Annotated in this window: 13 protein-coding genes and 2 pseudogenes; 12 read left to right on the forward strand and 3 right to left on the reverse strand. The window is 35.9% G+C overall.

Annotated elements, in window-relative coordinates:
- Window positions 1–196, reverse strand: a pseudogene (locus tag M663_RS15695) (DDE transposase); the annotation flags it as partial.
- A gap of 427 nt (window positions 197–623) precedes the next feature.
- Here M663_RS15695 and M663_RS0112895 point away from each other — a divergent pair.
- The 5 genes from M663_RS0112895 (at window position 624) to M663_RS0112920 (ending at window position 3,732) form a co-directional block, all read left to right on the forward strand.
- Window positions 624–1,178: a transposase gene (locus M663_RS0112895; protein WP_003867651.1), complete on the forward strand. Its 555-nt coding sequence runs from the start codon at window positions 624–626 to the stop codon at window positions 1,176–1,178.
- A 358-nt stretch (window positions 1,179–1,536) separates the two neighbouring features.
- Window positions 1,537–1,899, forward strand: coding sequence for a hypothetical protein (locus M663_RS0112905; protein ID WP_255345467.1), 363 nt, complete (start codon window positions 1,537–1,539; stop codon window positions 1,897–1,899).
- A 40-nt stretch (window positions 1,900–1,939) separates the two neighbouring features.
- A complete protein-coding gene (locus tag M663_RS15700; RefSeq protein WP_003867653.1) occupies window positions 1,940–2,041 on the forward strand; it encodes a hypothetical protein in 102 nt (33 codons plus the stop codon).
- A 73-nt stretch (window positions 2,042–2,114) separates the two neighbouring features.
- A complete protein-coding gene (locus M663_RS0112915; RefSeq protein WP_003867654.1) occupies window positions 2,115–2,294 on the forward strand; it encodes a hypothetical protein in 180 nt (59 codons plus the stop codon).
- A gap of 217 nt (window positions 2,295–2,511) precedes the next feature.
- Window positions 2,512–3,732: an IS110 family transposase gene (locus M663_RS0112920; protein ID WP_029689216.1), complete on the forward strand. Its 1,221-nt coding sequence runs from the start codon at window positions 2,512–2,514 to the stop codon at window positions 3,730–3,732.
- Window positions 3,733–3,825: 93 nt separating this feature from the next.
- On the opposite strand, the pseudogene M663_RS14910 reads toward M663_RS0112920, so the two are convergent.
- Together M663_RS14910 and M663_RS15705 are read right to left on the reverse strand one after the other, a co-directional pair.
- Window positions 3,826–4,089, reverse strand: a pseudogene (locus M663_RS14910) (transposase); the annotation flags it as partial.
- Window positions 4,090–4,193: 104 nt separating this feature from the next.
- Window positions 4,194–4,352, reverse strand: a complete 159-nt coding sequence (locus tag M663_RS15705; RefSeq protein ID WP_003867657.1) for a helix-turn-helix domain-containing protein — start codon at window positions 4,350–4,352, stop codon at window positions 4,194–4,196.
- A gap of 485 nt (window positions 4,353–4,837) precedes the next feature.
- Between M663_RS15705 and M663_RS0112940 the strand changes: the two genes are divergently transcribed.
- The 7 genes from M663_RS0112940 to M663_RS0112970 all read left to right on the forward strand — a co-directional run bounded on the left by M663_RS0112940 (window position 4,838) and on the right by M663_RS0112970 (window position 12,638).
- Complete coding sequence (locus M663_RS0112940) at window positions 4,838–6,088, forward strand: 2-hydroxyacyl-CoA dehydratase family protein (protein WP_029689217.1); 1,251 nt, start codon at window positions 4,838–4,840, stop codon at window positions 6,086–6,088.
- 22 nt (window positions 6,089–6,110) lie between these two features.
- On the forward strand, window positions 6,111–7,733 hold the full coding sequence (locus M663_RS0112945; RefSeq protein ID WP_029689218.1) for an acyl-CoA dehydratase activase: 1,623 nt from the start codon (window positions 6,111–6,113) through the stop codon (window positions 7,731–7,733).
- A gap of 69 nt (window positions 7,734–7,802) precedes the next feature.
- Window positions 7,803–7,967 (forward strand): Holliday junction resolvase RuvX, encoded by a 165-nt coding sequence (gene ruvX, locus M663_RS0112950; protein ID WP_029689219.1) that lies wholly within the window; start codon window positions 7,803–7,805, stop codon window positions 7,965–7,967.
- A 100-nt stretch (window positions 7,968–8,067) separates the two neighbouring features.
- Entirely contained in the window at window positions 8,068–8,973 is a 906-nt protein-coding gene (nadA, locus tag M663_RS0112955; RefSeq protein ID WP_322785800.1) for a quinolinate synthase NadA, read from the forward strand.
- Complete coding sequence (nadB, locus tag M663_RS0112960) at window positions 8,966–10,612, forward strand: L-aspartate oxidase (RefSeq protein ID WP_273702742.1); 1,647 nt, start codon at window positions 8,966–8,968, stop codon at window positions 10,610–10,612. The genes nadA and nadB overlap by 8 nt, the downstream gene beginning before the upstream one ends.
- Window positions 10,605–11,441 carry a carboxylating nicotinate-nucleotide diphosphorylase gene (gene nadC / locus M663_RS0112965; RefSeq protein ID WP_029689222.1) on the forward strand — a complete coding sequence of 279 codons (837 nt, stop codon included), beginning with the start codon at window positions 10,605–10,607 and terminating at the stop codon, window positions 11,439–11,441. The genes nadB and nadC overlap by 8 nt, the downstream gene beginning before the upstream one ends.
- 105 nt (window positions 11,442–11,546) lie before the next feature.
- Window positions 11,547–12,638, forward strand: a complete 1,092-nt coding sequence (locus tag M663_RS0112970; RefSeq protein WP_029689223.1) for an AAA family ATPase — start codon at window positions 11,547–11,549, stop codon at window positions 12,636–12,638.
- Window positions 12,639–12,836: the final 198 nt, after the last annotated feature.

Below are 12,836 nucleotides of genomic sequence, written 5' to 3' on the forward strand. Positions count from 1 at the left end.
GTAAGTTTTTAGAATTTCGAGGGTTAATAGGGATAATAGGTATTATGCCAAGCTTTGAGAACAAGTATTTATAATTATCAAAAGAATCAAACCCGGCGTCACCTAAGAAGTATCTATAAGAGAAATTAGGATGTAAATTAAAGAATTCCTTAAGAGAAGGGATTAAAGTTTTAGAATCGTACAAATCTTTAGACTCGGCAGCAGATTTAGCAGTATTGACATCTAAAGAATCATCGTCATAGAAACTAGTGTGAAAGTGAAATAGTGAAATTTGGGCACACCAAAAAGGGCACCAAATAAAGCTGCCCAAAACCAAATAATGGTAATATATAATGATGTTAAGTAATTTTTGGAGGGATAATAGTACAACCTTCTTTTTCTAAAAATTTAATAGCTTTTTTAATATATTGTTGCTTATGCTTTTGATAAAGTTTTTCTGGCATATTAGTGTAATCGGAGTCAGATGGATTAAAAGGTTCTTTTTTCAAAAGCATATGATAGAGGCAGGTGAGGATCATACGAGCAATAGCAACAATTGTACGTTTATGACCCCGACGCTTTTTAATACGTTCATATTTAAGCTTTTCGTCCCTTCTAGTTTCGTCCCTCCTAAGGATATCCGCATGTTACGTGAACTTGTTCGCTATCGTTTTAAACTTATTGGACATCGCTCTAGTGAAAAAAACAGGCTTCAAAATGCCCTCACCGTATCCAATATCGCTTTAGCCTCCGTCGTCAGTGATTCTTTCGGTAAATCTGCTTCTTCTATCATTGAATATATTTTAACTTGCGATACTTTTGACCCTGAATACTGCAAGTCACTTCTACACAAAAGTCTTTATAAAAAGGCTGACGAAGTCATTCAGTCGATTATTGGATACGAATTGAGGGATGATCAATCAGTCAAGTTGAAGGTTTGCAGAAAACACTATGACTTTATCAATCAATGTGTTTCTGATTTAGATAAAGCCATTTCTCAATTAGCCAAACCTTATCAAGACTTGATTGATATCGCTGTTACCCTCCCTGGCATAACCGAAAAATCGGCAACTTATATCATCGCTGAAATCGGCACGGATATGACAGTTTTTAAATCTGACAAGCACCTTTGCTCTTGGGCTGGTCTTACTCCTCAAAACAACGAAAGTGCAGGTAAGAAAAAATCTGTCCATGTCTAAAGAGCAGGCGTTTACTTAAAACCTCTCTTAATACAGTGTGCCAATGCAGCAATTAGGGATAAAAAGAATCATTGAGATGGCTTTGCAATTTTTTAAGATTACCTATTTCTTACACTCCTTTTTTGGTTTAAAAAGAGCTTGTAAATATTCGATTTATCGAATATTTAAGTTAAAATATTTTAGCCTACTGGCCAAAATATCACAACTATTTTTTATTACTTTCTGAAGGAACCAACAGTGTCCCATTAAGCGTTCCAATCAAAGACTTTATAAAAGTGCTTATCCACAATATAGCAAGTAAAATTGCTAATAATACTGTATACCAGTATATAAGCTGTATTTTTGTATACATAAATACATTAAAAGCCGGCAAAGTTGCCTTGCTGAAGGAGATGTTGAATTAAGCACTATGATTGTGGCTTTAAGTTTTATTGCTGCAATTTTTGCAGTTCCATTTTGGATGAGGATTTTTGCTTCTCATACGAACGTTCCTGTACCGACAGGTCAACTACTTATGTCTATATTAGAAGTTCTTATTTTGCCAATGGATTTAACAAGGACTTTGTTAGTGAAAGCTACTGCTGCTTTTTCTCCTATGGTTGCTATACCAGCGGCTACCATGCCTATCTTTCAGATTATTTTACTGATTTTATATCTTAAATTAGGGCCTTGGATAAAGAAGAAGTATCCAAGACACATAAATTATATGGAATGCAGATAGTTGGCAAAAGTTGATTGCAGAAGCAACGCAGGTTATCAGAATGAACGGAAAAATTGAGGATATTACGGCAACTATACACACACATCCAACATTAAGTGAAATAATAGCAGAAGCAGCAGAAAAAGCGTTAAGTAGCTTTTAATGGTTTTTCAGTAGACATTGTTTTTATAAAATAGTGCTGTCAAACAAGTTGAAAGTTGACACAGAGTGTTAAAATGTATGAAAAGGGTGAGGAGATGAATATTTTATATATTTCCGGAAGTCCAAGGAAAAAGAGCAACACTGACATTCTTTTAAAATTAACTATGTCAATTACGGGAGGAGAATTTATAAAGCTTATAGACCTCTATGCCGTAACTACGGCACCATCAGAGGATGAAAATACCCTTTTTTGATGTATAATTAGTACAGCGGCTGGTGAAGAAAGGTCGTTCTTACCTTGGTGCTTTGAGCCCGACTTATAGGCAGACTCCAACGACCAGGTGCACCACAGATTGTTGCTCCCTTTACGGGAAGCACGCAGGATAGAATAACCCCTTATGGTTGTTGCACCAGCTTTTCAATATTACAAGTCGCTATCGTTCAAATTTTAAAAAGGGAGTTGGTTCTTTCATGGATTTAGTTTATTCTCACGTTTGCGGATTAGATGTCCATAAAAAGAATGTCGTAGCTTGTATAATAACACCAGAAGGTAAAGAAATCCGCACTTTTTCAACTATGACCGATGACCTTATTGCATTAAAAGAATTTATTAAAGCTAAAGGTTGTTCTGTTGTTGCTATGGAAAGTACCGGCTCTTACTGGAAACCTATTTACAATCTCCTTGAGCTTGAGAATATTAAAATCCTACTCGTCAATGCTAAGCATATTAAAAATGTCCCTGGTAGAAAAACTGATGTAAAAGATGCCGAGTGGATAGCAAGTCTCTTGCAACATGGCTTTTTGCAAGGCAGCTTTGTCCCAGACAGAGAACAAAGAGAGCTTCGCGAACTTGTCCGCTATAGAAAAAGCCTCATTGAAGAAAAATCAAGAGAGCTTAACCGCATACAAAAGGTCTTAGAAGGTGCTAATATTAAACTGTCTTCTGTTGTCTCTGATATTAATGGAGCTTCTAGTCGCTCTATTCTTGAGGCTATCATAAATGGTGAAGAAAATCCTGAAACCTTAGCACAGCTTTCCCAAGGTAAATTGAAAAATAAAATGGATGAACTAAAACGCTCTTTAAAAGGCCTAATTAATCATCACCAAAAAACTCTCATTGAAATTCAACTCAGGCATATTGATTATCTTGACCAAGAAATAACTAAATTAGATGAAGAAATTAAAAATAGAATGCACCCTTTTGAACAAGACCTGGCACTGCTGGATACTATCCCTGGTGTCGGAAGAAGAACTGCAGAACAAATAATAGCCGAAATCGGTACAAATATGGAACAGTTCCCCTCTGCTGCCCATTTGTGTTCCTGGGCAGGGCTGTGTCCAGGTCATAACGAAAGTGCTGGTAAACAAAAGTCTGCCAGAACTCGAAAAGGTAACCAAAAATTGCGAAGCTCTCTTATTGAAGCTGCCAGGGCTGCCTCAAGGGCAAAAGATACTTATCTCTCAAGTCAGTACCACCGCATCGCTGCTCGAAGAGGAGCAAACCGAGCAGCAGTTGCAGTGGCACATAGCATTTTAGTTATAGTTTATCATATTCTCAAGCAAAAGCAACCATATATTGAATTAGGTCCTACTTATTATGAAGAGAAAAAGCGTAATATGATTATTCGTCAATCTTTAAAAAAGCTAGAGTCTTTAGGTCTTAAGGTCACGGTCGAATCTGTAGCGTCTTAACTTTTAATTTAACCTTATTAATCATTCATTTATCCCATATTTTTACATTGGTATGGGTTTAGTTCTTTGTTGCCTTTTTGAGAGACACTATTTTCAGGATAGATATTTTTCTAATCTGCCTGAATACATTATAATCAATTGGTTTAATACTATATCCCAATTTTTATATCTTACGGTCCATTTCTTTAATACATTCATACTTACCAAATATAGCATTTTTTCTAATGCTTCATCGGATGGAAATATTGTTTTTGATTTTGTAACTTTCCTTAACTGCCTATGGAATCCTTCAATTATATTCGTTGTATACATTATTTTCCTTACTTCATTAGGAAATTTATAAAATGGACTTAAAACATTCCATTTCGCCAAATTGAGTCTTTACAGTCTCAAAAATCTGTACCATTATTTTGAAAATAAAAAAGTCTCATTTTTGAAACTCTTCTTAACCTTTTAAAACATTAATTTAGCAATTTCTTTATTTCTTCTACAGGTAACTTTGTAATTTTTGCAATTTTGTCGATATCTATGCCTTCTTTTAACATTTCTTTTACAATAGCAATTTTTTCTTGCATTACATCTTTTTCTATTTCTTTCTCTATTCCTTTCTCCAATATCATCTTATATGCTTCAGATTCTTCAATTTCTCAACATATTCTTCCTTCCGTTTCTCCTTAATTACCTTCTACTTATAACCACACTTCACAGTGATAATAAATCCGTTACACTCTCTATAAGTGATTCTTCTACTTCATCGTCTTGTCAAGAATGTTTCTCATAAAACGGGTTTGGCTAAACTTAAAAACTGTGATAATATTAAATTAAAGGATTTTGCATTCTTTTGCCAATGAATAGAATTAATTTAAAGGAGGCTAAAATGATGAACGAAATAAGTATTGCGCATCTTAGGCTTTGCTACTTTTATTCATGTAGATGAGAATGGAAGACCAGCGCCGCATAATGTTACCTTACCTGAGCCTGAAAATGAAGAAGAAAGAATGCTTAGGGAAAGGGCAAAACAAATTATCTAGGAGATGAGAAATAAATATCAACTGGATAAAAAACCACTTTTGTAAGGAAGGTTAGTTTATGGGGTAGTGATAAAATGGATACAGTAAAGATTTATACCAATATTATAAAAGATAATATGGATAGACCGGAAAAAGTAGATAAGCTAATAAATTTTGGTCTTACCTCTGCTTACTATTATGTGAGCTTTTTCAAAGACAAAAGGATTCCCAAATCTCTTCATTACCTAAATAAATACTCTATAAAAAGCATAAAAGATTCTTTAGCAAATCCTCAAAATTCTGCTTGGGTAAACCTCTTTGCACCCTCTGAATTTTTGATTGCTATGGACATAAAACCCTTATTTATTGAAGCATATTCTTCTTTCATGTCAGGCTTCTTCATCGAAGATTATCTCGTCGATACTGCCGAATCGAGAGGCATGTCAAATACTTTATGCAGTTACCATAAAACTTTTATAGGAGCCAGTGAGCTTAATATTCTCAAAAAACCTAAATTTATGATGACTACTTCCATGATCTGTGATGCGAATATACCTACTTTCAAGTATCTTTCAAAAAAGCACGGGGTTCCACTGTACATTATTGATATTCCCTACAAATATTCTAAAGACGCTGTAGTGTATGTAAAAAAACAACTTTTAGAAGTGGCGGAAAAGCTTGAGGAAGTCTTTAACAGAAAGCTTGATACTGATAAATTGAGGGAAGTCGTAAAAACGGAAAATAAAACAAGAGCACTTATGAGAGAATATTTAAATTATGCGGGAGAAAAAAGATTTATACCTACTATGACCTTTGAAATGTATATGCTCTTTGCATCCCATGTATTCATTGGAAGCAAGGAAGTATTACATTTTTATGAGATGTTAGTGGAGGATATAAAAAGAGCTCCTGAAAGAAGTGGAAAAAGCATATTTTTTATACACCTTCTTCCTATATTTGAGAAAAATTTTAAAGATTACTTTAACTTCAGCGATAAATTTCACATTGCTGGTAGTGACTTAAATTATGATTTTGTTGATGAAATTGATGAAAACGACCCCTTCAAGGGAATCGCTGAAAAGCTTATCTTAAACTCTTTTAATGGTGAAATAAATAGAAAAGTTGCAAGAATCAAAGAACTGATAGAAAAAATAAAACCGGACGGCATTATACAGTTTTGTCATTTGGGCTGTAAACAGTCCATGGGTGGAACGTTTATAATTAAAAATCTTGCTTCAGAAGTGGGTATTCCATTTCTTTATTTAGATGGGGATTGTGTAGACAAAAGAAATAATCAAGAGGGGCAGAATAGGACGAGGCTCGAAGCTTTTCTTGAAATGCTTTAGCAATCTTTCTGGAGGTGAAAAATTGATAGGGTACATTTGCAAATACACGCCTGTAGAAATAATCGAAGCCTTTGGAGAAGAACCGGTAAGACTTGAGTCAGGATATAAGTCTCATGAACATGCTGAGGCCCTGATTCACTCAAATATGTGCAGTTTTGCAAAAGGGGTTTTGGAAAATATAATTGAAAATAATATTGAAGAGGTTATATTAACTGCGTGTTGTGATAGTATAAAAAGGCTTTATGATGTATTAAAAGATAAAGTAAAATTTATCCATATTCTGGACCTGCCCAGAAAAAAAGATCCTCTCGCAATAGATCTTTTTTACAATGAAATAATTGAATTTATGGAAGCGTATCAGGCCTTTAAAAACAAGAATTTTGCTGAAGAGAATTTGCTAAAAATTCTAGAAAGCAAGTCTTTTAATAAAGAAAAACAATCTGCTGAAAGTATTGCTATATTAGGTGCGAGGCTTAAAGATGATGTTATAGAAAAAATCATAAATTCTTGTACAGCAAACGTAATAAATTTTACCTGCACAGCTGAAGAAAGAGTATTCAATATTGAAGCAAAAGATAATTTATTAAAAAGCTATGCGGAATCGCTTCTCAATTTAACACCCTGTATGAGAATGGCAGAAGATCGAAGCAAGTTAATCAATAAAGAATTGAAGGGGATAATATACAATACCATAAAGTTCTGTGATTTTTATTCCTATGAGTATGCTGAACTCAAAAGCAAAGCAGACCTTCCACTTTTAAAAATTGAAACTGACTATAACGATTCAAATAGCGGACAGATTTTAACAAGAATAGATGCCTTTTTGGAATCAACCGGTATTAAAAAGATGGAAAAACAGAGAGCCAAGAAGGGATATTTTGTAGGAGTGGATAGTGGCTCTACTTCTACAAATGTAGTTATAATCGACGAAAACAAAAACATAATATCATATTCTATTATTCCAACAGGTCCTAAAGCTCTAGAAAGTGCTTTTAAAGCTTTTGAAATTGCTTTAAATAATGCAGGACTTCAAGAAAAGGATATTACATCAATAGTAGCAACAGGGTATGGAAGAGTAAGCATTCCCTTTGCAGATAGAATTGTAACTGAAATTACCTGTCACGGCAAAGGCGCATTTTTTATAGACAATACTGTTAGAACTGTTATAGATATAGGCGGACAGGATAGCAAAGTGATAAGGTTAGATGACAGCGGCAATGTCATTGATTTTGTAATGAATGACAAATGTTCAGCAGGGACAGGCCGGTTTCTTGAAGTAATGGCGAGAACGTTAGGCATTTCAATAGAAGAAATGGCAAAAGTCCATAAGGAAGTAAAAGAAAATATCACGATTACCAGTATGTGCACTGTATTTGCAGAATCAGAAGTAATATCTCTTATTGCGCAAAATAAGGATCAAAGGGATATAATACATGCCCTCAATAAAGCCGTTGCTTCAAAAGCAGTTTCCCTGGTCGACAGAATAGGAAGAAAAGGAAAATACATGATGACAGGGGGCGTTGCCAAAAATCAGGGAGTAGTTTATGCCATCGAAAGCAGGCTCGGCGAAAAACTTATAATCCCATTTGAACCACAGATTATTGGAGCACTTGGAGCAGCGCTAATTTCACTTGAAGGTAAATGAGGGTATAAGCATTTCGTCGGTCATGTCAAGGCCGTAGACCATTCCTCTGGCCCAACGTACTTTGGTGCGATGAAAACGTCGATGCTTGAGGTTGTGAAATGGGATGAGAGATTTTCAACCAAGGCTGTTGAGCGTATTTTAGATGATAAGCTTACCTGGCGAGCTAAAAGAAAGGTGGTTGATAAGTTAGTAGCCACCTATATTTTGCAGGGGTATTTGGATTATATGATATAAATCAAAAGTAGCTTAGGTTGGTTTGGAATATTGAATTTATTATAAGTAAGTGTTATATTAAAAATAAAATTTTAGATTAAAGGTAGTGATTTAATTGGATATGAATACCTTAAAAGAAGTGATATTCAATTTAAAAAAACAAAAAAATGCAATAATAGTAGCGCATAATTACCAAATTGATGATGTGCAGGAGATTGCTGATTTTGTGGGTGATTCGTTTTACCTTAGCAAAGTTTGTGCTGAAAGAGAGGAAAATGTTATAGTATTTTGTGGGGTCCATTTTATGGCCGAAAGTGCAAAGATATTATCACCACAAAAAAAGGTTTTGCTACCCGAGATCGATGCAGGATGTCCCCTAGCTGACATGATCACAGCTGATGATGTGGACAGATTAAAAGAAAAGTATCCTGATTATTCAATAGTGTGTTATATTAATTCTCCTGCTTCTGTTAAAGCAAAATCGGATGTTATATGCACTTCCTCAAATGCCATTAAGGTAGTGAGGAATATTCCAAATAACAAGATCATTTTTTTGCCAGATAAAAATTTGGGGTTATTCGTAAAGAAAAATGTTCCTGAGAAGGATATAATTTTGTGGGAAGGCTTTTGCATTACACACTATAAAATCAAAAAGGAGGATGTCTTAAAGGCAAAGTCTGCTTACCCAGATGCACTGCTTTTGGTTCATCCTGAATGTAGAGAAGAGGTTGTTGAGCTTGCTGACTTTGTTGGCAGTACTAAACAGATAATTGATTTTGCAACATCTTCATCTGCAAAGGAATTCATCATAGGTACAGAAACGGGGGTTTTATATAGTCTGAAAAAGCTAAACCCTGAAAAGGAATTTTATCTCCTTCATCCGGGAATGGTTTGTCCGAACATGAAAAAGATAACATTAACCTCTCTAAGAGAGGCTTTGCTGTATGAAAGATATGAGATAAATGTGGATGAGAATGTTTTAGAGGGTGCTCAAAGAGCATTAAGAAAGATGCTTCAAATTGGTTAAGTTTATGGAGATGATTGAATTGATAGATATAAAAAGATATGTTTGGGATTTTGATATAAAAAAAGATGATATAGCCACATTTGATGTTGTGATTATAGGAACTGGGGTGGCGGGGCTATATACTGCTGTCAACCTTGACAGAAGGCTAAAGGTTGCCATGGTTACTAAAGAAACAATTCAGATTAGCAATACCACCCTTGCTCAGGGTGGTATTGCAGCACCCATTAGCAGCGATGATAGTCCAGATATCCATTATATGGACACTATCAAGGCAGGGGCTGGCTTGTGCAGCTCCAAAATGGTAAGAATATTAGTAGATGAAGCTCTACTTAATATAGAGATCTTGTTAAATATGAGGATTCCTTTTGATTTGGATGATGAAGGCGAAATTGTTTTAGGTCAAGAAGGAGCTCATAGCAGAAAAAGAATAATTCATGCAAGCGGCGATGCAACAGGAAGAATTATCTCAGAGCATTTGGGCTTGAAATTAAAGACATATGAAAATGTTACAGTTTTTGAAAATACATTTTTAGTAGATATAATAACAATTGACAATACTGCCGTAGGTGTTTTGCTCTCGCAAAAGGAAAAGAATTTAATTCTATTTGCAAAATATATAGTATTAGCATCTGGTGGATATGGGTATTTATATAAATACACTACAAATCCTGAGGTAACCACTGGTGATGGTTGTGCTGTAGCTATAAGATGTGGTGCAAAAGTTGTTGATATGGAGTTTGTGCAGTTCCATCCCACTGTTTTATTTCATCCAATGAACAAGAGCTTTTTAATCTCAGAGGCGGTCAGAGGAGAAGGTGGGATACTATACAATATCAAAGGCGAGAGATTTATGTCAAACTACCATCCTTTAGCCGAACTAGCTCCGCGAGATGTTGTTGCAAGATCTATTTATTTTGAAATGCAAAAGACAAATGCTGAAAATGTTTTTTTAGATGTCACTCATCTTGACAAGGAGTTTATAAAAAGAAGGTTTCCTAACATATACAGTAATTGTATCAAGTTAGGATTGGATATAACCAAAGAAAGAATACCAGTAGCTCCTGCTCAGCATTATAGTATGGGTGGTGTGTTATCAGACGAAAATGGAAGGACCACAGTTGAGAACCTGTTTGTATGCGGTGAAGCTGCAGGGACAATGGTCCATGGCGCAAATAGACTAGCATCTAACTCACTTTTAGAGGGTTTGGTCTTTGGTCGAAGAATTGCACAGTTTATTAATAATCATCAAGTGGGAAGTCTAAAAATTACTTCTATTATTAGTCACAAAGAAGAGTATGAAAATGTCAACTTAGATATAATTTCCGAAACTGAGCTGCTAAGAGAAAAGATGAGTTCTCAAGCAGGAATAGTTAGGGAAAAAGATGGTTTAAGAAACCTTTTGGATTTTTTAATAATTAAGTTAGACTATCTAAAAAATAAAAAACTCCAAACTTTAAAAGAGATAGAGTTTTATAATATGCTCACAGTAGCGTACCCAATTGTTCAAGCAGCATTGACGAGAGAAGAAAGCAGAGGTTCTCATTATAGATGCGACTTTCCACAACAGGATGATACTAATTGGAAAAAGCATCTTACATTTTGCTTAAATGGTTGGGAGGTAATTGATGTAAATGCTTAACTTTATTGCCATTGATAGATTGATAAAAGAGGCACTTTTAGAGGACATGCCATATGGAGATATAACAACCGATTTGCTAATACCTGACGAAAGCGTTTCAGATGCCATTTTAAAGGTTAAAGAAGATGGGATTTTATGTGGAATAGATGTAGCAAAGAGAGTATTTTTTTTGTTGGATGAGAATATAAGATTTGAGAAGTTGAAAAAAGATGGAGATAGGATAAAAAAGGGAGAGATTATTGCCAAGATTCAAGGAAATTCTAGAGCAATTCTAAAAGGAGAGAGATTGGCTTTAAATCTTATTCAAAGGATGAGTGGAATTGCTACAATGACAAACAAATATGCAGAGAAAATAAAGAACTATAAAGCGGTTGTGACAGAAACAAGAAAGACAATGCCACTTTTACGAATGCTTGATAAATATGCGGTATTTATAGGTGGTGGTAAGAATCATAGGTATTCTTTATCTGATGCAGTATTGATAAAGGATAATCATATAAAAGCTGTTGGAAGTATAAAAGAGGCTATTGCAAGCGCAAAAAAGAGCATTCCACATACTATGAAAGTTGAGGTTGAAGTAAGAAACATTGATGAGTTCAAGGAAGCGTTAGAGGCAGGAGCAGATATTATCATGCTTGACCACTTTACTATTGATCAATTGAAAGAAGCTGTTTTACTGGCGGAAGGCAGGGTTTTGATTGAAGCCTCTGGAAATGTTACTCTTGAGAATATTGAAGAGATTGCAAAAACAGGTGTGGATATAATTTCTGTTGGAGCAATTACTCATTCGGTTGAAAGTCTTGATATAAGCCTTGATTTTGTTGATTAAAATTGTGGGGGGAAGAGATGCTTAAAAAGGTATGTTGTCCATTGGATGATTGCAACTTTCGATATCTTACCTGCCGAATTCAAGTTTAGAAAGGAGGAATTTTAAATGGGTAAGGAAAAAATTGCAGTGGCATTGGCAGTACAGGCAAAAGTGCCTGTTATTTTATGGGGAGATCCTGGAACAGGCAAAACATCTTTTATTATTTCGCTGGGAGAACAGCTCGGCATCCCAGTGGAAACAGTAATAGCCTCTATACGGGAACCGAGCGACTTCTCAGGGCTTCCCATCATAGTCAACGGGGAAGCAAAAATGGCGCCGCCTGCATGGGCAAAAAGGTTGGCGGAGGCAGGAGAAGGACTTTTATTTCTAGACGAGATTTCCACTGCTCCGCCGGCTGTTCAGGCAGCTTTGTTAAGAGTCGTCCTAGATAGAGTAGTGGGCGACTTGAAACTGCCTGACGGCATAGCAGTAGTGGCAGCTGCTAATCCACCTCAGCAGGCAGCATACGGATGGGACTTGACACCAGCGCTGGCTAACAGGTTCTGTCACATAGATTGGAAACCCAACGCTAGTGAGTGGGTAGAAGACTTCGTAATAGACTTTAAGAAAGAAAAAGAAAATATACCCCTTCTTCCAAAAGATTGGAAGAAGGGGTTAGCAAAGACAAAGAACCTTATTGCAGCATTCATACATGCTCGCCCACAGCTGCTTCATCAGCTACCAAAGGAGGAGAGCTATGCTGGCCGTGCATGGGCGTCACGACGTTCATGGGAAATGACCGCCTACTTGATGACAGCAAGTGATGCTGCTGGAGCAGATGAAGATGTAAAAATCATCCTTACTGCAGGCTGTATAGGGGAAGGAACAGCGATAGAATTTCTAGCTTGGGTAAAGGATTTAGATCTGCCCAACCCAGAAGACCTTTTAAAAAATCCCGCGAGCTTTAAGCTTCCGACTCGCGGCGATAAGGCCTATGCAGTATTGGCTGGTGTAGCCCAGGCTGTTGTAGAAAAGCCGACAAAAGAAAGATGGCTTGCAGCTTGGGAGATATTAGGAGAGGCAGCCAAGCAGGGAGGACGGGACATAGCAGCAGGGGCGATCAGGATCCTCATCACTGCAAGACAGAAAGACTTCCCGCTGCCAACGAAGCAGATACAGGAATTCGTCACGCTCCTAAAAACTGCAGGACTGATCTGACATGCTCTCTTTTTTATTGTTTTTTAAAAAACATGGTATAATAAGAATATAATTAAAAAGATTGCCGACATAATTTCTCTTTTCTATAAAGAGGTAGTCTGTAAAATCCTTAAAATGTTTTTTTGGAACATGCAGAAAGCATAAAGCATGTTAATTATTTTAAAATTACTTGTTTAAGAAATTTAATAAATGAAAGAC

Origin of the sequence: Thermoanaerobacter sp. A7A (assembly GCF_000445185.1) — a bacterium.
Lineage (GTDB): Bacteria > Bacillota > Thermoanaerobacteria > Thermoanaerobacterales > Thermoanaerobacteraceae > Thermoanaerobacter.